Here is a 21,409-nt window from a genome sequence, read left to right on the forward strand (position 1 = left end):
AAAGCGGTGTGAAATCACCGCTTTTTTATTTTTCAATTAATCTAATTGTTTGCCTTTTAACTCTGGGATTAAGAATAGCGTAGCAATCATATCAATGACATAGATGCTGGCTAGGAACGCAATAGCAAGTTGGAACGAGTAGGCAGAAACAAGGGCTCCGACAACAATTGGTCCAAATCCACCAACAGCTCGTCCTAAGTTAAACAGAACATTCTGTGCTGTGGCACGGGCTTGGGTTGGATAAGCTTCTGACATTAATGCACCATAGCCCCCCATCATGCCATTCACAAACATCCCTAATACCGCACCAGCAAATAACATATAAGTTGGGTCACTCATTTGAGAGTAAGTAAAGATACTGATGACTGCACCGAATTGGAATAATAAGAAACTTGGTTTGCGTCCAATACGATCGGCAAGCTGACCAAATAACCAGATACCAAACATCATGCCGCAAATTGTAACAGCTGTCCACAGACCTGATTTAGTTAGACTAAAACCGAGTTGTTTTGATAAAAAGTTTGGCATCCAAATCATGATACCGTAATAACCAAAATTTTGTACGGAAGTGAGTACGACAATACCTGCACTAATTTTAGCGGTTGCCTTGTCTTTGATGAGTAAACGAAAGGGTTCTAAACGAGACACATTTTGCTGTTCAAGTGCGGTTTGTTTTTTCACAAAAATTTCTGGTTCATGTAATCTTGCGCGTAGATACCAAGCAACAAAAGCAGGGAAAATACCGACTAAGAACATACCGCGCCAACCAATATGTGGTAACAATAATGGTGTTAATAAAGCGGCGGCTAACACGCCGACTTGCCAACCTAATGCAACATAAGAAGAGGCCTTAGCACGATGACGCGCTGGCCATGCTTCTGCAGCAAGGGCCATCCCAATCCCGAATTCACCGCCTAAGCCAACACCAGCAATAGTACGATAAATGAGTAAGTCCCAATACCCTTGAGCAATTGCACAAAGTCCAGTAAAGACCGCAAACAAGACGATTGTCCACGTTAAGACACGTACGCGTCCATATTTATCGCTTAATGCACCAAAAATAATTCCACCCGCTACCGCACCGATGAGTGTCCACGTGACGAGCGAGCCTGATTGGGCAGGTGTGAGGGCTAAATCTGCAGAAATGGCACTCAGCATAAAACCTAAGATGAGAAGATCAAATCCATCCATAGCATAACCTACGGCGGATCCTAATAGGGCTTTCCAGCCATCTTTATTGACATTGTCATTCATTTTTTGATCCTTGTGCTACTCTCTGGTAGCCCCTTAAAGTTTGAGGGAGTACTTTCTCTGAGTGAGAAATCGTCGCGTAGTTTACTGATTTTTTATCCCATTGCAAGTGAAAGAAAAAGAGAAAAAATGTTTTAACGAAATAAAGAAAACTTGTTAGTTAAATGTTAAAAATTTTGATTAATTTTTTAAATATACAAATGAAGTATTTTTACTCTATTTTTAATGGAGTATCGCTTCACTAAAATGCTCAAAAATGTGACATCTGTTCGCTTTTTTGGTGAGTAATCCGCATGAATTGTGATCTAAATCACATCATTGCCTATCCCTTTCCTCTATAATTCGCGACTCAAATAACTCTATTTGATTGTTAATTTTGTAAAGGAGTCAAACAATGACGATTGCTATTATTATAGCGACTCACGGTGTGGCGGCAGAGCAGTTGCTGAAAACCACAGAGATGTTAATCGGGGAGCAAGACAATGTTGCGACGATCGATTTTATTCCTGGGGAAAATGCTGAAACGATTATGACTAAATACCAAGAACAACTTTCAACGACGTTATCGCATTGTGATGAAGTCTTATTTTTAGTTGATACTTGGGGAGGAAGTCCGTTTAATGCCGCAAATCGAGTTGCAGATGGTCGCGATAACATGGATATCGTAACAGGGGTCAATATTCCAATGCTAGTTGAGACATTTATGGCTCGAGATGATGGTCCAAGTTTGCAAGAGCTTGTTGCCATTGCATTGGAAACAGGACGTACTGGTGTGCGAGCATTGCGTTATCAAGAAGAGGAGCAAATGCCAGTTCAAGCGGCGCCCGCTATTCAATCGGTTAATCCCGTTGAGCCAGCTGTTGTAACAGCAAATGGCGTTGGTCATTTGGAGATTGGTTTAGCCAGAATTGACGATCGTTTAATCCATGGTCAAGTAGCAACTCGCTGGACTAAAGAAAGTCGAGTGACGCGTATTGTCGTTGTGAATGATGAAGTCGCAAAAGACAGTGTTCGTTCTACAATGTTGAAAAGTGTTGCTCCACCAGGGGTGACTGCACATGTTGTTAATGTCGAAAAAATGATTCGTGTTTATAACAACCCTGAATATGCAGGCGAGCGTATGATGTTGTTATTTACTAACCCAACCGATGTGGTAAGGCTCGTCGAAGCTGGCGTAGAATTTACGTCAGTCAATATTGGCGGCATGGCATATAAAGAGGGCAAAAAAATGATTACGAGTGCAGTCTCAGTGGATGATAAAGATATCGCAGCATTTAAATTGCTCGATCAGAAAAATATTGAGCTAGATGTACGTAAAGTATCAAATGATAGTCGTCAATATATGATGGATTTATTAAAGAAAAATAACCTCATCTAAATGAAGATGTGAATGAAAGGAAATTAAGATGGAAATTTCAACTTTACAAATCGTATTAGTCTTCCTCGTTGCCTGTATGTCGGGGATGGGATCAATCCTTGATGAATGGCAAACACACCGCCCTTTAATTGCCTGTACTTTAATTGGTTTCGTCCTCGGTGATATCAAAACGGGCATTATTGTTGGGGGAACATTGGAATTATTAGCATTGGGTTGGATGAACATCGGTGCAGCACTTGCGCCAGATGCAGCATTAGCTTCTGTGGTATCGACAATTCTTGTCATTGTTGGTGGTCAAGATATTTCAACAGGGATTGCCATTGCGATTCCACTTGCAGCAGCAGGGCAAGTATTAACGTATGTTGTTCGTGCTATTACTGTGGGGTTCCAACATGCAGCAGACAAAGTGGTTGAAACTGGTGATTTAAACAAATTAGATTGGATTCATCGTTCAGCATTGTTATTACAAGCAATGCGTATTGCCATTCCAGCGTTAATCGTCGCGATGACAGCGGGTACAGACACCGTACAAGCAATGCTTAATGCGATTCCTGAAGTGGTGACAACAGGTCTTAAAATTGCAGGGGGCTTCATTGCGGTTGTAGGTTATGCAATGGTAATTAATATGATGCGTGCTGGTCACTTAATGCCATTCTTCTATGCGGGTTTTGTGGTTGCTGCATTTACAGAGTTTAACCTTGTGGCATTAGGTGTGTTAGGCGCAATCATGGCTGTACTTTATATTCAATTACATCCTAAATACAATCAAAGCAAACAAGTGGTGCAAGTCGTAAGTAATGGTAACAACGATCTTGATAACAGATTAGATTAATAGGAATTACAACAATGACAACTGAAATGAAAAAAGTAACGCAAAGCGATTTAAACGCGGTAGTACGTCGTTCTAATCTTTTCCAAGGTTCTTGGAACTTTGAGCGTATGCAGGCGCTTGGTTTTGCCTATTCAATGGTGCCTGTTATCAAGCGGTTATATCCTGATCCAAATTCCCCAGAGCGTAAAGAGGCGATCAAACGCCATTTAGAGTTTTTCAATACGCAACCTTTCGTCGCTGCGCCAGTATTAGGGGTAACCATTGCGATGGAAGAAGAACGTGCAAATGGTAAAGAAATTGATGATGCGGCAATTAATGGTATTAAAGTGGGTTTAATGGGACCATTAGCAGGGGTCGGGGATCCTATTTATTGGGGGACTGCGCGTCCTGTATTTGCTGCATTAGGGGCGGGTTTAGCGATTAATGGTAATATTTTAGGACCGATTTTATTCTTTGTTCTATTTAACCTTGTCCGTTTAGCAACGCGTTATTTTGGTGTAACTTATGGTTATAAGAAAGGTTTAGATGTCGTGGGTGACATGAGTGGTGGTCTTCTGCAAAAATTAACGGAAGGTGCATCAATCTTAGGCTTGTTTATTATGGGGGCATTAGTTCAGAAATGGACCAGTATTAACGTGCCTTTTGTTGTGGCCAATATTCAAATGCAAGATGGTACAACTAAAGTCGAAACGATCCAAACCATTTTAGATAGTTTGATGCCTGGTTTATTACCACTCTTATTAACCTTTGCTTGTATGTGGCTGTTACGTAACCGAGTTAATGCACTCTGGATTATCATCGGCTTCTTTGCGATTGGTATTTTTGGTGCATGGACAGGCATTTTAGCATAAATCGTTATTAACTTATTGTTCTTATTGAAGCCCTATCGATATAGGGCTTTTTTATTAGGGAAAATAGAACATCTAGTAAATTTTGATGGAGACTGAATATTCTTAAGTGTGAAAAATAAGCACTATGTCTTTTTTATTTATGGTTTTTTTTGATTGAAAAATGTAGTGATATTACTCTTTTTTGTAAGCTTATTTCACTTTTATGCTGAATGTTTCAGCATAAAAGTCAATAAAACATCATTTTTTGTAGGGTAAATAGGCTTTTTACCCAGGGATTTGGTTGACAAAATGAGGGTTTACTGTGACAATTAATTGGATATAAAGTGATTAATTCGTTGAAAAAATGATATCGCTTTATATTGTAACCTAAGTATTAAGAGGACTTTATTAATGAAAAAAACAATTATCGCACTAGCAACAGCGGCAGTATTTGCAACTTCAGCAAATGCAGCAACAGTATATGAAAAAGACGGAACAAAACTTGAGATCGGTGGTTCTGTTCGCGTGTTATTAAGCAAAGAAAGCGATAAACGCGGTGATTTAAACAATGATGGTTCTCGTTTAGAAGTAAAAGCGAACCATGATTTAGGTAACGGTTTAAGTGCATTAGGTGCGTTAGAAGTACGTTTTGACGATGAAAAGTCATCAACATCTTTCGGTAACCCAACAACAAACAAACTTTACGCAGGTTTAGCGTATGAAGGTTTAGGTACAGTAACTTTCGGTAAACAAGCAACTAACGGCGATGACGTTCAATTGAATGACAATGCTTATGCTTGGGGTGGTAATAATAATTTATTAGACAGCGCTGATAAATCAATCAAATTCCGTTCAGCAGAAATGCACGGTTTTAGCTTTGGTGTAGATTATTTATTTGGCAATGCAGAAAAGAAAAATCTACCAGAAAATGAAGCAGAGTTAGGCTATAAATACGGTTATCAAACAGCGTTATTCTATACTCGTGCTTTAGCGCAAGATTTAACATTAAACTTAGCAGCGGGTTACGGTGTCAATAAATACGATTTCGCTACAACAAAAACAGCGGTGAAAGATACTAACTGGAGAACATCTGCACAACTCGTTTATGGTCCAGTGACATTTGGTGCTGAGTATGGTCAAGAAGTCGCAAAAGACGGTAAAGATAAGAAGAGCACTACTGAAACTCTCTTAGTGTCTGCTTCTTACCAAATCTTAGAACCATCAAAAGTGTATGTTCAATGGAAAAATGAGAGAGCTAAAACACATTTAGCTTATTATGATGAAGAAGATAATAAAATTCTACCAAATGAAAAAACAACATGGAATGGATTTATCGTTGGTGCAGACTATAAACTTCATAAAAATGTTGTAACTTATGTAGAATATGCGCATGAAAGAGCAACCTATAAGAGTAATATGGTATTGGTAAACAAACCAAACGAGGTTGTGTCAAAAAATGAAAAAGCAACAGACAACAAAGTTGGCGTAGGTTTACGCGTATTTTTCTAATTTGTTGTTAAGTTAGCTGTATCAAAGGGATGGACGTTAGTTCGTCCCTTTTTATTTGGGTGTGAAATTTACTTTAAAAAGTAAGTTTGCTACTATTTTGTCATTTTTAATCGTGGTTTAATTGATATCTGTTATGGTCAATATATTACTTATTGTCGGTATTGTGCTGTTCTTGGCGTATGCGGTCTATGATCAAATTGGGATGCAGCATTGGAAAGGGAAAACACACTTAAAAGTGCGGTTAAAAAAACAAGCCAAGAAAGATGCGATCATTTTTATCGTCCTCATTTTGATAATCATTTATCAGACACAATCGACCATTTCATCTCTCACGTTATATTTACTTGGTGCATTAATTTTATTAACTGTTTATGCAGCTTTTGTACGCGAACCTGTTTTGTTACTGAAAGAAAAAGGCTTTTTTTTCGGTAATGTCTATTTCCCGTATGATAAAATTAGCCAGATTAATTTAACAGATAACATGATTTTCGTCATTGATCTTGTGACGGGGAAACGATTACTGGCTCATTTATTACATGAAGAAGATAAAGTGTTGTTAGTACAATTTTTTGGTGGGTATAAAAAATAAGGGGGGAATATGGGAATATATAAATTAATGGGGTGTGCACAACATTATGTTTGGGGAGGCACGCACTTTATTCCTCAACTACTTGGTCTAAATAATGACAAAGAACAATATTATGCAGAATGGTGGCTTGGGGCGCACGCTTCTGCCCCTTCATTAGTCGAAGTAGTTGAGCAGACACAACCGTTGACTCATTTCTTGGCTGAATCGCCTCACGTATTAGGACAAAAAAGTGTGGAGCAATTTGGACAAGATTTACCCTATTTATTGAAAATTCTTGATGTCAATAAACCGCTTTCGATCCAGTTACATCCAACAAAGCAACAAGCTGAGCGAGGTTTTTTTGAAGAAAATGCCAAAGGTATTGATTTAAATGATCCAAAACGGACGTATAAAGATCGCAATCATAAACCTGAAATGATGATCGCCTTATCAGAGTTTTGGCTTTTGCACGGGTTTAAAGCAAAATCAGCTATCTTAGCAACATTACGGCAACGTCCTTCCTTATCGGGATTGGCAGCACAATTAGAAAAACAGCATTTAGCGGATTTTTATGCTTTTATTATGCAGGCAACACAATCGCAATTAACTGACTGGTTGTTACCCATCGTTACAGCGAATCAAATGGCTTATACTACGCAGCAATTAAGTTTGGATAATCCAGATTATTGGGTGTTGTACACGATGGAAGCTATGTCGATTACTCCAGAGAAATTGGATGCGGGATTGGTGTGTTTCTATTTGTTTAATATTGTGCACTTAAAAGCGGGTGAGGGAATTTTCCAAGATGCAGGTATTCCGCATGCGTATCTTCGTGGTCAGAATATTGAACTTATGGCATGTTCGGATAATGTGATTCGGGGGGGATTGACGCCAAAACATGTGGATATTCCAGAATTGTTAAAAATTGTGGATTGCCGCGAGATTGAACCTGAAGTCATTGCAAAAGCGCCTGAAAATAGCCGTATGTTTACTTATCCAACACCAGCGAAAGATTTTGCATTGACTAAAATTTGTTATCAAAGAGATGAATCACATCAATGTCATTCTCACAGTGCAGAAATTTTACTTGTGATGGAAGGACAAGTAAACATATCACAAAAAGGGACCGCACTTGTACTAAAACAAGGGGAGTCTGCTTTTGTTTCAAGTGATACAGATTACCATCTGACAGGGCTAAAAGACGGCTATTGTGTCGTAGCGAAATTGCCATAATTGAAACATCAATCGGTTAACTCAGTTAACCGATTTTTTTAGATTATTGTGTTAAAGGTAACATAAGAATTTTAGAACGGCGTTGGTAGTTATAGTGTTGACGTTTAGCAAGCGGGAGTTCGTTAATTGTCGCTAATTGGAAACCGCGCTCTTGGAACCAATGTACTGTTCGAGTGGTTAGCACAAAGAGTGTCTCGATACCGAGTAGCTTTGCTCGTTTTTTAATGGCATCAAGCAAAATATCTCCTCGAGATGAATTTCGGTAGTCAGGATGGACTGCAACACAAGCCATTTCAGCCATTTTTTCAGCTTGATAGCAATTGAGCGCGGCACATGCGATGATCACGCCATCTCGGTCAATAATAGTATAATTGTGAATCTCCATTTCAAGTTGTTCACGCGATCGTTTTACAAGAATACCTTGTTGTTCTAATGGGCGAATGAGTTCAAGTAATGCGGGAATATCGCTTACTGTCGCTAAGCGAATGGTTTCGGATGACGCCATTGAGAGTTGTGTTCCCACACCATCACGAGTAAAGAGTTCTTGCAACAGTGAACCATCTTCTTCATAACTCATTAAATGAGAACGTTTAATACCAGAGCGACAGGCTTCAATCGCCGCTTGTAAAAATCGTGCTTGTGAAGAATGGTATTGATTTTGTTTGATTAATTCATGTAGATAGCATTCTGCTTCTTGTGGAAGGAGATCACTGATAGTTTGTTGATTGTTGTCTAAAATCCCTTGGGTAGCACAAAAACCAATTAATTTTTCTGCATTTAATTTTATCGCAACTTGTGTTGCGATTTCTTCAAATGGCAAGTTAAACGATTCGCCCGTTACAGAAGGAGCGATGGGACCAATCAAGACAATCGCATTACGATCAAGTTGTTGTTGGATACTTTCTGTATTAATACGACGGATTTTGCCACTTAATTGATAGTCCACGCCTTCATCTACTCCAATGGGTTGTGCTAAGACAAAATTGCCAGTGACAACATTAATCAATGGCGAATGGGGTAAGCGTAGCGAAAGGCGAGAAGCAATATCATAGTTTAATTTCCCAACGGCTTGTTTGACGAGCTCCAGACTGTCCAAATCTGTAATACGAATATTTTTATGGTAAAGGCTGGTTATTTGATGTTGCTGTAATAATTCATTGATTTGATAACGTGCGCCAAACACGAGGACGAGTTTAATACCTAAACTATGCAATAGACTAATATCATTAATAATATTAACGAAGTTCGGGCAAGCAATTGTATCGCCATCTAGCATAATCACAAATGTTTTTCCTCTATGCATATTGACATAGGGGGTTGATTGTCTAAACCAATGGACTAATTCTGTACTACGCATAGTATCTTCCTGTTTTATATTTATTCATTTTTATTGAATTTATATTCATTTCAAGAAATGTGCAAGGAGAATTTTGTTGATATAAAAAATGCGATGAATATTCATCGCATTTTGGGTATTGACGGGATTAGGCCACGATATTGAATTGTGCTTTCATCAATGCTTCAAAATCAGTGCAACCACCGATTGGTTTTTCATCAATAAAGATTTGCGGAACAGTTTCGACAGGTTTACCAACTGATTGAGAAAGATCTGCTTTCGTGATGCCTTCTTCCACAATATCGACATAGCGATAATCAAAATCATCGAGTGTGTTTTTGAGTTTATCTGCTAAGTTTTTTGCACGTACACAATATGGGCAGCCTGAACGGCCAAAAATAACAACAAACATATAAGTATCCTCTTTGAGTTGAAAAGAATGCGTTTTTGCGAACACCGTATCATTTTACCCTTATGTAAATAAAAAGCATAAACTATTTTTTACTATAGTATTGATGAGTATAATATATCAACTGGTTATATGATTTTACTTTCCTGATTCATCGTCATGAAATTATTAATGTTATGTCGTGAGCCTCGGCTCTATAGTTGTCAGCGTTTAAAAGAAGCTGCAGAAAATAGCGGGCATCAAATGGCTATTCTTGATCCGAATCGTTGTTTGTTGAAATTAACGGAATGTTCCCCGCATGTTGAATTATATTATCAAGCAAACGTTGAAGCTGAGCCTGAACGTTTGCCACAATATGATGCGGTCATTCCCCGTTTTGGTACACAGAGTACGAGAATGGGGTGTGCCGTATTACGCCATCTAGAAATCAATCATGTGCCAAGCTTAAATTCAGAACAGGCATTCTTGAAAGCTCGAGATAAATGGTTAAGTCTACAAATTCTTGCAGAGAAAGGCATTGCTATTCCGACCTCGATCTTTGCAGGCGTAGAATTTCAAGCACCATCAGCATTAGCACAAATTGGTTCGCCGACTATTTTAAAAACATTAGCTGGTGCGCAAGGAATCGGCGTGATTCTCGCCGAGAAAAAACAAAGTGCGGTCAGTATATTAGAAACCTTAAAACAAGCTGAAGTTCCTGTTCTTGCGCAAGACTTTATTGCAGAAGCCCAAGGTAGTGATATTCGGTGTTTCGTTATTGGAGATCGTGTTGTGGCGAGCATGCAACGTATTGGACAAAATGGTGAGTTTCGTGCGAATTTTCACCGAGGCGGTTTGGCGGAAAAGATCACGCTATCTGAACAAGAAAAAAATATTGCCATTCAAGCGACGAAAGCACTCGGTCTTGATGTTGCTGGGGTTGACTTAATTCGTTCTAAACGGGGATTATTAGTGCTTGAAGTCAATGCTAGTCCAGGTTTAGAGATGATAGAAAAAACAAGTGGTATTGATATTGCACTACAAATGATCGTCTATCTTGAAAAGAAATCCCATATGGCACGCACTGCGGTATAAATTTAACACATTTTTATTTTTAGGAGTCATCAATGATTATTTATTTACACGGATTTGATTCAAGCAGTCCTGGCAATCATGAAAAAGTGATGCAATTAAAATTTATTGATCCTGATGTTCGTTTTGTCAATTACAGCACATTGCATCCCCGCCACGATATGCAATTTTTGTTAAATGAAGTGCATAAATTGGTATCTGAAAGCAAAGATCCTTCACCTTTAATTTGTGGCGTTGGCTTAGGTGGCTATTGGTCCGAACGTATTGGTTTTTTATGTGGTATTAAACAAGCTATTTTTAATCCGAATTTATTCCCTTATGAGAATATGCAAGGAAAAATTGATCGCCCAGAAGAATATGAAGATATTGCGACCAAATGTGTGGAGAACTTCCGTAGCAAAAATCAAGGGAATTGCTTAGTATTTCTTTCAACAGACGATGAAGTACTGGATTCTCAACGTAGCGCAGAAACCCTTTCACCATTTTATGAAATTGTGTGGGATGAAGTAGAAACGCATAAATTTAAGAAAATTTCGCACCATTTACAGAAAATTAAAGCCTTTAAGCAGGGGTAATACAAAGAAAGGACGAGATGATATACTCGTCCTTTTATTTTTATCTACGTTGAGAAAATTCATTTTCTCGGTTTTCTAATGGATAATTGGGTGGCAATTCAGGATTCGCTGAATCGTCTGTGAGTGGCGCAACTTTTGGTGAAGAAATGGGGGCGTCCTCACCCGAAGATTGGTTTTTTTCATCGCCCAGTAATTTCGGTTGTAATTTAGGGAAATTCGTATTTGGAGATAGCCAAATTGCAATGAGTGCTTGAGTGAAACTCGGATCAAATTCGTTATCGAGAATGGTGTCGTTTAACACAAAATAACCACGATCCTCTAACGCAATATAATTTAATACGTCATTAGGCGAGATATCAGGGAAAATCGATTTTAGTGTTTCTAGATAAGTTTTACTGTCGAGATTATCTAGGTTTAAGTTCTCCATTTCTTTAATGAGACTAATCGCAAAATTTTTACCTTCAATCGGTTTTGCATAGTTAAATGTGAGCATCAAGGGACGCAGATTTTCTTCATAATGACCTGTTTCAGTATAGAGACTAATCGTATAAACATGGAAGGGTCCCCAAGTATAATCCGCTTTTCCCACATTCAACCATTGTGCTGAGAGTGTTGTTGAAAAAAAACACAGAATTGAAACTAAAAATGCGTAACCTTTCATCGTGAATCCATCAAAAAAATTTAATTGGCGCAGATTATAGCAAAACCAACAAAAAAAAGGCGAACTTTACGCTCGCCTTAGAGTGAAAATTAATCGTTTATTTTAAACTGCCCACCATATCTTCTGGACGAACCCATTGATCAAATTGTTCTGCCGTCACTAAACCTAAGTTGATGGCTTCTTCTTTTAAGGTTGTTCCATTTTTATGTGCAGTTTTAGCAATTTTAGCCGCATTTTCATAGCCAATATGAGTATTTAATGCGGTAACTAGCATAAGAGACTGCTCTAATTGTTGTTTAATACGTGGGTAATTCGGCTCAATGCCTACAGCACAGTGTTCATCGAAGGAAACACAGGCATCACCTAATAATTGCGCAGATTGTAGGAAATTAGCTGCCATAACAGGTTTATACACGTTAAGTTGGAAGTGACCTTGCGTACCTGCAAATGAAATGGTGACATCATTACCTAAGACTTGTGCACAAACCATGGTCATTGCTTCACATTGGGTTGGGTTAACTTTTCCTGGCATGATGGATGAACCTGGCTCATTTTCAGGAATTAAAATTTCACCAATACCAGAACGTGGACCTGAGGCTAATAAACGAACATCGTTGGCAATTTTGTAGAGCGAGACGGCTAATTGTTTCAAGGCCCCGTGTGTTTCTACAACGGCATCATGTGTTGCTAATGCCTCAAATTTATTTTGTGCAGTCACAAAAGGTAAACCCGTAAATTCAGCAATATAGTTTGCAACTTTGACATCATAACCTTTTGGCGTATTTAAACCTGTACCAACAGCTGTTCCACCTAACGCTAATTCGGCTAAATGGGGCAAGGTATTTTCTAGTGCTTTGATACCAAACGATAATTGTGCTGCATAGGCTGAAAACTCTTGTCCTAATGTTAATGGTGTCGCATCCATTAAGTGTGTACGTCCAATTTTTACGACATCTTGGAACGCCGCTGCTTTTGCAGCTAAGGTTTTTTGTAAACGTTTTACACAAGGTAACGTATGCTCAACGACTTTTTTATAGGCAGCAATGTGCATTGCAGTTGGATAAGTATCGTTAGACGATTGGGACTTATTCACATCATCATTTGGGTGAATGATAGATTTTTCACCTAATTTCCCGCCATTAAGAACATGAGCACGGTTTGCAACGACTTCATTCACGTTCATATTAGATTGTGTACCTGACCCTGTTTGCCAAATGACTAATGGGAATTGGTCATCTAATTTTTTTGCTAAAATTTCATCACAGGCTTGGGCAATTAAATCCCGTTTTTCCACGGGTAAAACACCTAAATCATGGTTAGCGTAAGCGGCTGCTTTTTTCAAATAACCAAAAGCTTCAATAATTTCTTTTGGCATAGAGGCTTCAGGCCCAATTTTGAAGTTATTGCGAGAACGCTCAGTTTGTGCTGCCCAATATTTATCTGCGGGTACGTGTACTTCGCCCATTGTGTCTTTTTCGATACGGAATGTCATAGTATTACCTCTTGTTGAAAAATATAAAAAAATGAATATTAAAATATTAACACTTGCGGGGTATTTGTGGAATGTTATGCCGAAAGCAATATCTTGTTTTGTGATTTAGATCATAAAGTGCGGTCTGTTTGATAAAAGTTTTAAAAAAGCGACAGTGAAAAGTGGCAATTGCTTTATCTTCGAACGCTTTTTCGTTAAAATCATTTAGTTATACCTTTAATAAAGGATTGATAAATTCATGTCTAAACATGCACAATTTTATTTGTTAAGTTGTGAGGCGCGAGTTGAACAAGTGGCTTGTGATTTGGCAGCATCAGCATGGCGTTTGGGAAAACGTGTATTAATTGCTTGTGAAACCGAACAGCAAGCATTTGACCTTGATGAAGCATTGTGGACACGAGAACCTGATGAATTTGTACCCCATAACGTATCAGGGGAAGTGACAAACTATGCGACGCCAATTGAAATTAGTTGGAAAGGTAAGCGCAATGCGCAACGCCGCGATATATTAATCAATTTGCAGTCTACTGTCCCTGATTATGTCGCCAGTTTTAATCATATAATTGACTTTGTTCCAGCAGATGAACAACTAAAAGTCTTGGCTCGTGAACGCTATAAGCAATTGAGACAGCTCGGTTGGCAATTGACCACAGAACAGATGAAATAGAGAGAAATTACAATGAAATTAGCCGAAGCGCTTATGCAACGCGCCGATGCACAGCGTCGTTTAGCGCAACTCAATCAGCGTTTACAACAAAATGCGAAATACCAAGAGGGTGAAAAGCCTGCGGAACATCCCACGGATTTGTTGGTGGAATATCAAGAAACCGCTGAACAATTAGAAACGTTAGTGGTGCAAATTAACCAAGCTAATCACCAAATTTCGTTAACGAACGGAATGAAAATGGTTGAAGCATTAGCAAAACGTGATCGTTTGAAAGACGAACATTCTACCTTAATTAAATTAGCGGAAGCTGCATTGCCAGAGCAAGACCGTTATAGTCGCAGTGAAATTAAATTGCTTTCAGCAGTGAACATTAAAGCGATTCGTAGACAAGCGGATCAGGTAGCAAAAGCACATCGTGAACTCGATATTTTAATTCAGCAAGCCAATTGGCAATACGACCTGTAAACGTGTGGTCAATATTTAGGTAGTTTATTCAGAGGCGAACACAAAAACACACTTAGCAGAACGAAGAGCCGTTCATTTTTCTGAACAACTTCTGCTCTGTACAAGTGATGTGGTACAACGTATAACGTATTGTGACAACCATGTGTTGATCTGAATAAAAGGGTGGGATTGGGGATCTGATTTAAAATAATAAGTGAAGAGAGAAATAGAGGAAAATTGATGAGCAACATTACGTTAGCCGGCAAGCGCGTTGAAGTATTAGGTACATTCCCTCAAGTGAATGACATCATCACTGACTTTACTGCGGTGAATACAAAATTAGACAATGTAACGTTATCTCATTTTGAGGGAAAGCGTAAAGTGTTGAACATTTTCCCAAGTATTGACACGGGAGTTTGTGCCATGTCTGTACGTAAATTTAATGAACAGGCGGCGAATTTAACGAATACTGTTGTGTTATGTTTATCAGCCGATTTACCTTTTGCACAAGCTCGTTTTTGTGGTGCAGAGGGAATTGATAACGTGATTGCTTTGTCTACTTTCCGTCATAAAGTGCTCCACCAGCGTCTTGGTGTTGAGATAGCAGATGGACTTTTAGCAGGACTCACTGCACGTGCGGTGATTGTTTTAGATGAAAATAATCGTGTATTACACAGCGAATTAGTATCAGAAATTAAAAATGAACCCAATTATGAAGCAGCGTTAGCAGTATTGTAACTGCGGCTTATATTTTTAAGCATTCAATTTTTATTGAAATGAGTTTAAATATACCTTATTGGACGCTAAATAGATTACACATTAAATAGAAAAGAGATAAACAATGACACAAAACTTCGAAATGGCAGATCGTTTTACGCCATCTGCAGTTGAACAAGCCCTGTATAAACACTGGGAAGAAAGCGGTTATTTTAAACCGTCAGAAGATACTTCAAAACCAAGCTATTCGATTGCAATTCCGCCGCCGAACGTAACTGGTAGCTTACATATGGGGCACGCTTTCCAGCAAACATTGATGGATATTTTAATCCGTTTCAACCGTATGGAAGGGCATAACACATTATGGCAAACGGGTACTGACCACGCGGGGATTGCAACTCAAATGGTGGTGGAGCGTAAAATCGCTGCTGAAGAAGGGAAAACGCGTCACGATTATGGACGTGAAGCATTTATTAATAAAATTTGGGATTGGAAAGCGTATTCAGGCGGCACAATTAGCCAACAAATGCGTCGTTTAGGTAACTCTATCGACTGGGATCGTGAACGTTTCACAATGGACGATGGTTTATCTGAAGCTGTAAAAGAAGTGTTTGTTCGTTTACACGAAGAAGGCTTAATTTATCGTGGTAAACGTTTGGTAAACTGGGATCCAAAATTACATACTGCGATTTCTGATCTTGAAGTAGAAAACAAAGAGAGCAAAGGTTCACTTTGGCATTTCCGTTATCCATTAGCGAATGGTGCAAAAACTGCAGACGGTAAAGATTACTTAGTGGTGGCGACAACGCGTCCTGAAACAATGCTCGGTGATACCGCTGTAGCTGTTCACCCAGAAGATGAACGTTATCAATCACTTATTGGTAAAACAGTCGTATTACCATTAGCCAATCGTGAAATTCCGATTATCGCAGATGATTATGTCGATCGTGAATTTGGAACGGGCGTGGTGAAAATTACACCAGCGCACGACTTCAACGACTATGAAGTGGGTAAACGTCACCAATTACCAATGGTGAACGTGATGACTTTAAATGCGGATATTCGTGCTGAAGCGGAAATCATCGGTTCTGATGGAAAAATTCTTGAAAATTACACCGCACTGATTCCAATCAAATATCAAGGGATGGAACGTTTTGCTGCACGTAAACAAATCGTGGCAGATTTTGAAGAATTAGGCTTATTAGAAGAAATCAAACCACACGATTTGAAAGTGCCTTATGGTGACCGTGGTGGTGTGCCTATCGAGCCAATGTTAACTGACCAATGGTATGTGAGTGTGAAACCGCTTGCAGAAGTGGCAGTGAAAGCTGTAGAAGACGGCGAAATCCAATTCGTACCAAAACAGTATGAAAATCTGTATTTCTCTTGGATGCGTGATATTCAAGATTGGTGTATTTCTCGTCAATTATGGTGGGGACACCGTATTCCAGCTTGGTATGATGAGCAAGGTAATGTGTATGTAGCACGTGATGAAGCAGAAGTGCGTCAAAAACACAACTTATCTGCGGATGTGGTATTAAAACAAGATGAAGATGTGCTTGATACTTGGTTCTCATCAGGTTTATGGACCTTCTCAACCTTAGGTTGGCCAAAGCAAACGCCCGATCTGAAAATGTTCCACTCAACAGATGTGTTGATCACGGGCTTTGACATCATTTTCTTCTGGGTTGCACGTATGATCATGTTTACGATGCATTTTGTAAAAGATGAAAACGGCAAACCACAAGTGCCATTCAAAACGGTTTATGTAACAGGCTTGATTCGTGATGAACAAGGACAAAAAATGTCCAAGTCGAAAGGTAACGTAATCGATCCATTGGATATGATTGACGGTATTGATCTTGAAAGTCTGTTAGAAAAACGCACTGGCAATATGATGCAGCCACAATTGGCGGAAAAAATTGCCAAAGCGACAGTAAAAGCCTTCCCTGAAGGTATTGCTGAACACGGTACAGATGCATTACGTTTCACATTAACAGCGTTAGCAACGAATGGTCGTGATATTAACTGGGATATGAAACGTTTAGAGGGGTACCGCAATTTCTGTAACAAATTATGGAATGCGAGCCGTTTTGTGTTAACCAACGAGAAATTGGATTTAAGTGAAGGTTCTGTGGAATATTCCGTAGCAGATCGTTGGATTCAATCTGAATTGAATCGAACCATAGAGGCTTTCCGCAATGCCTTAGCACAATTCCGCTTTGATTTGTGTGCGACGGCACTGTATGAATTTACTTGGAACCAATTCTGTGACTGGTATTTAGAATTGACCAAACCAGTGTTCGCTAATGGTAGTGCAGCACAAAAACGTGGTGCTAGCCAAACCTTAATCAATGTGTTGGAAAAATTACTTCGTTTGACACACCCAGTGATGCCATTTATCACGGAAGAAATTTGGCAAAAAGTGAAAGCCTTTGCGGGGGTAAGTGGTGAAACCATTATGTTGCAATCTTTCCCACAATTTGAACAAAGCGCATTAGATTATCAGGCAGAAGCCGAAATCAACTGGTTGAAAGAGGTCATTGTTGCCGTACGTAATATTCGTGCAGAAAGTAATATTCCACCAAGTAAAAGTTTAGATCTCTTGTTACGTAATGTTTCCGAAGAAGACCAAAATTACTTACAGAATAGCCGCACTTTAATTCAAGCAATGGCAAAATTAGACTCAATTCGCCTGCTTGAAGTCGGGGAAGAGGCGCCTTTGTCTGTGGCGAAGCTGGTGAATAAGGCTGAATTATTAGTGCCGATGGCAGGCTTTATTAATAAAGAGGCAGAATTGGCTCGTTTACATAAAGAAATTGAAAAATACCAAGGTGAGATCCAACGTATTGAAAATAAACTTGCGAACGAAACCTTTGTCGCTAAAGCACCACCTGCTGTGATTGAGAAAGAACGTGAAAAAATGCGTGAGTATCAAGACGGGCTTGAGAAGTTGAAAGGACAATATCAGGCAATTGAGAATCTTTAAGCAATATAAAAATAGCTAGATCAAAGTCTAGCTATTTTTTTATATGTGGATGGTATTTTTTATTTAAGCATGACAGCTTTGGCAAGCTGCAGTAAACATCCAAATCAATTTTTCTTGCTCTTTAATGTAGTCGCTCATCTGTGAAGCTGTCCCTTCGTCGCCCGCTTCGCCTGCAATCTCTAAAATTGCACGTTGTTGTTTCAACAGTTCTTTAAAGCCGTTGAGGGTGCCAGATAGACAATCTTGAGCGTTGCTTACACCAATATGCTCTTGAATTGTGGCTACTTGTAAATATTGGCTATACGCGTTATTTGGTGTATGTCCAAGTGTGAGAATACGTTCTGCAATTTCATCTACTTTCACGACTAAATCGTTGTAGATTTCTTCAAATTTTGCATGTAATTCAAAGAAATTTACCCCTTTAATATTCCAGTGATAACCACGTACGTTAGTATAAAATACTTGGTAATTAGCTAATAACGTATTGAGTTCATTTGCTAATTTTTGAGATGATGCTTCACATAAACCGATTGCTGTTGTCATAGGTATTCCTCCAATAATAGTATAATCATCATTAAACAAGATAACTCATTCATTGAGCTTTATGGGGGTATAGTACGCTTATCAAAAAAAGAAAGGAAATTGTTACTAATGATGATTTTGATAGGTAGGACAAATTAATACCTATTTTTTGAAAGGATATTCTAGATAAAAAGTGCAGTAAAATGTTTACGATTTTTTACCGCACTTTGATGATTAGTGTTCTCTGGTTTTGAAGAACTGAACGTCAGGATAACGTTCTTGTGCAAGGTTTAAGTTCACCATTGTTGGCGCGATATAAGTTAAGTTATCGCCACCATCTAGGGCTAAGTTTTGTTCATTTTTACGTTTAAATTCTTCAAGTTTTTTCGCATCGCCACATTCAACCCAACGCGCTGTGGCAACGTTGATGGTTTCGTAAATCGCTTCAACGTTATATTCCGATTTCAAACGAGAAACCACCACGTCAAACTGTAACACACCAACCGCACCTACGATCAGATCATTGTTCATGAGTGGGCGGAATACTTGCACAGCACCTTCTTCAGAAAGCTGGACTAAGCCTTTTAACAGTTGTTTTTGCTTGAGTGGATCTTTCAAACGAATACGACGGAATAATTCAGGGGCAAAGTTTGGAATTCCTGTGAATTTCAACTCTTCACCTTGAGTAAAGGTATCACCAATTTGAATTGTCCCGTGGTTATGTAAACCAATAATATCGCCTGCGTAAGCTTCTTCGGCGTGAGTACGATCGCCCGCCATAAAGGTTAGCGCATCAGAAATTACTACATCTTTACCAATACGCACATGGCGGAGTTTCATGCCTTTTTCGTATTTACCCGACACTACACGCATAAAGGCAACGCGGTCGCGGTGTTTTGGATCCATATTTGCTTGGATTTTAAACACAAAGCCAGTCAATTTTTGCTCGCTACTTTCTACTTTACGGCTATCCGCTTGGCGTGCTTGTGGGGCGGGTGCCCATTGTGTTAACCCATCAAGGAAGTGATCAACACCGAAGTTACCTAATGCAGTACCAAAGAATACTGGGGTTAATTCACCACTTAAAAAGGCATCGAGATCAAATTCATTTGATGCGCCTTGAACAAGTTCTAACTCATCGCGTAATTGTTGTGCTAAGTCATCACCTACTGCGGCGTCAAGTTCAGGGTTGTTTAAACCTTTAACTACGCGCACTTCTTGAATTCGATGACCTTGCCCACTTTGGTATAAATAGGTTTCATCTTTATATAAATGATAAACCCCTTTGAATAATTTACCGCAACCAATTGGCCAAGTGATCGGCGCACAATGGATATTTAACACGTTTTCGACTTCGTCTAATAATTCCATTGGATCACGAATATCGCGGTCTAACTTATTCATAAAGGTTAAGATTGGGGTATCGCGTAAGCGAGTCACTTCCATTAATTTAATGGTACGTTCCTCAACCCCTTTTGCACTGTCGATTACCATTAAGCAGCTATCAACAGCGGTTAAAGTGCGGTAAGTATCTTCTGAGAAGTCTTCGTGTCCCGGTGTGTCTAATAAGTTGACTAAACAATCATGGTAAGGGAATTGCATGACAGAGGTTGTAATCGAAATACCACGTTGCTTTTCCATTTCCATCCAGTCAGATTTAGCATGTGCGCTTGAGCCTTTTCCTTTCACCGACCCTGCAGTTTGGATTGCTTGTCCGTAAAGTAAGACTTTTTCGGTGATGGTGGTTTTACCTGCATCAGGGTGGGAAATAATCGCAAAAGTACGACGTTTATTAACTTGTTGTGGATAATCGTTCAATGACATTGTTCTATTGGTTTGTAAGTTGATGAAGTTAAAAAGAATGGCGTATTGTCGCTTATTTTAGCGTTCTTCTCAAATTTATTTATAAATTCAATAAAAAATGCAAACGTTTGCTTATCTTTCAGAGCAAAGTGCGGTACAATATGCGCCGATTTTTATGATATAAAAAAATAAGGTGCAAACAGATGACTCAGCTTAGTCTAAAAAAAATCTATTCAGGTAAAGTGCGCGATCTGTATAAGATTGACGATAAACGTATGTTGATGGTGGCAACAGATCGTTTATCTGCATTTGATGTGATTTTGGACGATCCGATTCCACGTAAGGGTGAAATTTTGACACAGATTTCAAATTTCTGGTTTAACAAATTAGCACATATTATGCCGAATCATTTTACCGGAGATACTGTTTATGATGTGTTACCAAAAGCAGAAGCGGATGCGGTAAAAGATCGTGCGGTAGTATGTAAGCGTTTAAATCCAATTAAAATTGAGTCGATTGTACGTGGATATTTAACGGGAAGTGGTTTAAAAGACTATCAAAAAACAGGCACAATTTGTGGTTTAGCGTTGCCAGAAGGTTTAGTAGAAGCGAGCAAATTGCCCGAGCCTATTTTTACCCCATCAAGCAAAGCTGAAGTGGGCGATCATGATATTAATATCAGCTATGAAGAGTGTGAAAAGCTCATTGGTGCGGACCTTGCTGCACAAGTGAAAGAAAAAGCAATCGCACTTTATAAAGCCGCAGCGGAGTATGCATTAACCAAAGGTATCATTATTTGCGATACTAAATTTGAATTTGGTTTAGATGAAAATGGAACGTTAACCTTAATGGATGAAGTTCTTACCCCCGATTCAAGCCGTTTTTGGTCTGTGGATACTTACCAAGAAGGCATTAACCCGCCGTCGTTTGATAAACAATTTATTCGAGATTGGTTACAAAATAGCGGTTGGAATAAAGAACCTCCAGCACCGAAAGTGCCCGCTGAGGTGATTCAGAAAACCGTTGATAAATACCAAGAAGCATTGGATTTATTGACAAAATAAGTGAAAAAATAGGCTTTCTTCCTTTTGGGAAGGAAGCTTTTTTTCAACATGATCGTTT

20 protein-coding genes are annotated in these 21,409 nt (G+C 39.0%); 13 read left to right on the forward strand and 7 right to left on the reverse strand.

Features of this window, described 5'->3' with window-relative positions:
- Positions 1–36 precede the first annotated feature (36 nt).
- A complete protein-coding gene (locus tag ACWIT3_RS05385; protein WP_457161763.1) occupies positions 37–1,254 on the reverse strand; it encodes an MFS transporter in 1,218 nt (405 codons plus the stop codon).
- A 391-nt stretch (positions 1,255–1,645) separates the two neighbouring features.
- On the opposite strand from ACWIT3_RS05385, the gene manX reads away from it, so the two are divergent.
- The 6 genes from manX to manA all read left to right on the forward strand — a co-directional run bounded on the left by manX (position 1,646) and on the right by manA (position 7,601).
- Positions 1,646–2,629 (forward strand): PTS mannose transporter subunit IIAB, encoded by a 984-nt coding sequence (gene manX, locus ACWIT3_RS05390; protein WP_457161764.1) that lies wholly within the window; start codon positions 1,646–1,648, stop codon positions 2,627–2,629.
- A 28-nt stretch (positions 2,630–2,657) separates the two neighbouring features.
- Positions 2,658–3,461, forward strand: coding sequence for a PTS mannose/fructose/sorbose transporter subunit IIC (locus tag ACWIT3_RS05395; protein WP_457161765.1), 804 nt, complete (start codon positions 2,658–2,660; stop codon positions 3,459–3,461).
- 14 nt (positions 3,462–3,475) lie between these two features.
- Positions 3,476–4,312, forward strand: coding sequence for a PTS mannose transporter subunit IID (locus tag ACWIT3_RS05400; RefSeq protein ID WP_046338727.1), 837 nt, complete (start codon positions 3,476–3,478; stop codon positions 4,310–4,312).
- 390 nt (positions 4,313–4,702) lie between these two features.
- The gene (locus ACWIT3_RS05405; protein ID WP_457161766.1) at positions 4,703–5,800 is read left to right on the forward strand and encodes a porin; all 1,098 of its coding nucleotides are present in this window, start codon (positions 4,703–4,705) and stop codon (positions 5,798–5,800) included.
- Between the two features lie 133 nt (positions 5,801–5,933).
- A complete protein-coding gene (locus ACWIT3_RS05410) occupies positions 5,934–6,389 on the forward strand; it encodes a DUF986 family protein (RefSeq protein ID WP_457161767.1) in 456 nt (151 codons plus the stop codon).
- A 9-nt stretch (positions 6,390–6,398) separates the two neighbouring features.
- The gene (gene manA / locus ACWIT3_RS05415) at positions 6,399–7,601 is read left to right on the forward strand and encodes a mannose-6-phosphate isomerase, class I (RefSeq protein WP_457161768.1); all 1,203 of its coding nucleotides are present in this window, start codon (positions 6,399–6,401) and stop codon (positions 7,599–7,601) included.
- Positions 7,602–7,644: 43 nt separating this feature from the next.
- Here the strand turns inward: manA and argA are convergent, their stop codons facing one another.
- Positions 7,645–8,958 (reverse strand): amino-acid N-acetyltransferase, encoded by a 1,314-nt coding sequence (argA, locus tag ACWIT3_RS05420; protein ID WP_457161769.1) that lies wholly within the window; start codon positions 8,956–8,958, stop codon positions 7,645–7,647.
- 127 nt (positions 8,959–9,085) lie between these two features.
- The gene (locus tag ACWIT3_RS05425) at positions 9,086–9,349 is read right to left on the reverse strand and encodes a GrxA family glutaredoxin (protein ID WP_046338722.1); all 264 of its coding nucleotides are present in this window, start codon (positions 9,347–9,349) and stop codon (positions 9,086–9,088) included.
- Positions 9,350–9,505: 156 nt separating this feature from the next.
- Here ACWIT3_RS05425 and ACWIT3_RS05430 point away from each other — a divergent pair, with 156 nt between their 5' ends.
- Together ACWIT3_RS05430 and ycfP are read left to right on the forward strand one after the other, a co-directional pair.
- The gene (locus ACWIT3_RS05430) at positions 9,506–10,420 is read left to right on the forward strand and encodes a RimK family alpha-L-glutamate ligase (protein ID WP_457161770.1); all 915 of its coding nucleotides are present in this window, start codon (positions 9,506–9,508) and stop codon (positions 10,418–10,420) included.
- Positions 10,421–10,452: 32 nt separating this feature from the next.
- Entirely contained in the window at positions 10,453–10,992 is a 540-nt protein-coding gene (gene ycfP, locus ACWIT3_RS05435; RefSeq protein WP_457161771.1) for an alpha/beta hydrolase YcfP, read from the forward strand.
- 40 nt (positions 10,993–11,032) lie between these two features.
- Here ycfP and ACWIT3_RS05440 read toward each other — a convergent pair whose 3' ends face one another.
- Together ACWIT3_RS05440 and fumC are read right to left on the reverse strand one after the other, a co-directional pair.
- Positions 11,033–11,653, reverse strand: a complete 621-nt coding sequence (locus ACWIT3_RS05440) for a chalcone isomerase family protein (RefSeq protein WP_046338719.1) — start codon at positions 11,651–11,653, stop codon at positions 11,033–11,035.
- A gap of 97 nt (positions 11,654–11,750) precedes the next feature.
- Entirely contained in the window at positions 11,751–13,145 is a 1,395-nt protein-coding gene (gene fumC / locus ACWIT3_RS05445; RefSeq protein WP_457161772.1) for a class II fumarate hydratase, read from the reverse strand.
- A gap of 238 nt (positions 13,146–13,383) precedes the next feature.
- Between fumC and ACWIT3_RS05450 the strand changes: the two genes are divergently transcribed.
- From ACWIT3_RS05450 to ACWIT3_RS05465, 4 genes are all read left to right on the forward strand, one after another.
- Complete coding sequence (locus ACWIT3_RS05450; RefSeq protein ID WP_046338717.1) at positions 13,384–13,812, forward strand: DNA polymerase III subunit chi; 429 nt, start codon at positions 13,384–13,386, stop codon at positions 13,810–13,812.
- Positions 13,813–13,824: 12 nt separating this feature from the next.
- A complete protein-coding gene (locus ACWIT3_RS05455; RefSeq protein WP_457161773.1) occupies positions 13,825–14,277 on the forward strand; it encodes a DIP1984 family protein in 453 nt (150 codons plus the stop codon).
- Positions 14,278–14,496: 219 nt separating this feature from the next.
- Complete coding sequence (gene tpx / locus ACWIT3_RS05460; protein WP_457161774.1) at positions 14,497–14,994, forward strand: thiol peroxidase; 498 nt, start codon at positions 14,497–14,499, stop codon at positions 14,992–14,994.
- Positions 14,995–15,097: 103 nt separating this feature from the next.
- On the forward strand, positions 15,098–17,962 hold the full coding sequence (locus ACWIT3_RS05465) for a valine--tRNA ligase (RefSeq protein ID WP_457161775.1): 2,865 nt from the start codon (positions 15,098–15,100) through the stop codon (positions 17,960–17,962).
- Positions 17,963–18,025: 63 nt separating this feature from the next.
- On the opposite strand, the gene ACWIT3_RS05470 is transcribed toward ACWIT3_RS05465, so the two are convergent.
- Entirely contained in the window at positions 18,026–18,505 is a 480-nt protein-coding gene (locus ACWIT3_RS05470) for a Dps family protein (protein WP_457161776.1), read from the reverse strand.
- 213 nt (positions 18,506–18,718) lie between these two features.
- Positions 18,719–20,308, reverse strand: coding sequence for a peptide chain release factor 3 (gene prfC, locus ACWIT3_RS05475; RefSeq protein WP_457161777.1), 1,590 nt, complete (start codon positions 20,306–20,308; stop codon positions 18,719–18,721).
- A 182-nt stretch (positions 20,309–20,490) separates the two neighbouring features.
- Between prfC and ACWIT3_RS05480 the strand changes: the two genes are divergently transcribed.
- Positions 20,491–21,351: a phosphoribosylaminoimidazolesuccinocarboxamide synthase gene (locus ACWIT3_RS05480; RefSeq protein ID WP_457161778.1), complete on the forward strand. Its 861-nt coding sequence runs from the start codon at positions 20,491–20,493 to the stop codon at positions 21,349–21,351.
- Positions 21,352–21,409: the final 58 nt, after the last annotated feature.

The organism is Pasteurella sp. P03HT (genome assembly GCF_054052285.1).

Bases quoted from the DNA above. Each gene is read 5' to 3' on its own strand.
- ACWIT3_RS05450 (WP_046338717.1), top strand. From the start codon at position 13,384: ATGTCTAAACATGCACAATTTTATTTGTTAAGTTGTGAGGCGCGAGTT.
- ACWIT3_RS05400 (WP_046338727.1), top strand. From the start codon at position 3,476: ATGACAACTGAAATGAAAAAAGTAACGCAAAGCGATTTAAACGCGGTA.
- argA (WP_457161769.1), bottom strand. From the start codon at position 8,958: ATGCGTAGTACAGAATTAGTCCATTGGTTTAGACAATCAACCCCCTAT.
- tpx (WP_457161774.1), top strand. From the start codon at position 14,497: ATGAGCAACATTACGTTAGCCGGCAAGCGCGTTGAAGTATTAGGTACA.
- ACWIT3_RS05385 (WP_457161763.1), bottom strand. From the start codon at position 1,254: ATGAATGACAATGTCAATAAAGATGGCTGGAAAGCCCTATTAGGATCC.
- ACWIT3_RS05470 (WP_457161776.1), bottom strand. From the start codon at position 18,505: ATGACAACAGCAATCGGTTTATGTGAAGCATCATCTCAAAAATTAGCA.
- ACWIT3_RS05405 (WP_457161766.1), top strand. From the start codon at position 4,703: ATGAAAAAAACAATTATCGCACTAGCAACAGCGGCAGTATTTGCAACT.
- ACWIT3_RS05430 (WP_457161770.1), top strand. From the start codon at position 9,506: ATGAAATTATTAATGTTATGTCGTGAGCCTCGGCTCTATAGTTGTCAG.
- ACWIT3_RS05480 (WP_457161778.1), top strand. From the start codon at position 20,491: ATGACTCAGCTTAGTCTAAAAAAAATCTATTCAGGTAAAGTGCGCGAT.
- prfC (WP_457161777.1), bottom strand. From the start codon at position 20,308: ATGTCATTGAACGATTATCCACAACAAGTTAATAAACGTCGTACTTTT.
- ycfP (WP_457161771.1), top strand. From the start codon at position 10,453: ATGATTATTTATTTACACGGATTTGATTCAAGCAGTCCTGGCAATCAT.
- ACWIT3_RS05395 (WP_457161765.1), top strand. From the start codon at position 2,658: ATGGAAATTTCAACTTTACAAATCGTATTAGTCTTCCTCGTTGCCTGT.
- ACWIT3_RS05425 (WP_046338722.1), bottom strand. From the start codon at position 9,349: ATGTTTGTTGTTATTTTTGGCCGTTCAGGCTGCCCATATTGTGTACGT.
- ACWIT3_RS05440 (WP_046338719.1), bottom strand. From the start codon at position 11,653: ATGAAAGGTTACGCATTTTTAGTTTCAATTCTGTGTTTTTTTTCAACA.
- manA (WP_457161768.1), top strand. From the start codon at position 6,399: ATGGGAATATATAAATTAATGGGGTGTGCACAACATTATGTTTGGGGA.
- ACWIT3_RS05455 (WP_457161773.1), top strand. From the start codon at position 13,825: ATGAAATTAGCCGAAGCGCTTATGCAACGCGCCGATGCACAGCGTCGT.
- ACWIT3_RS05465 (WP_457161775.1), top strand. From the start codon at position 15,098: ATGACACAAAACTTCGAAATGGCAGATCGTTTTACGCCATCTGCAGTT.
- manX (WP_457161764.1), top strand. From the start codon at position 1,646: ATGACGATTGCTATTATTATAGCGACTCACGGTGTGGCGGCAGAGCAG.
- fumC (WP_457161772.1), bottom strand. From the start codon at position 13,145: ATGACATTCCGTATCGAAAAAGACACAATGGGCGAAGTACACGTACCC.
- ACWIT3_RS05410 (WP_457161767.1), top strand. From the start codon at position 5,934: ATGGTCAATATATTACTTATTGTCGGTATTGTGCTGTTCTTGGCGTAT.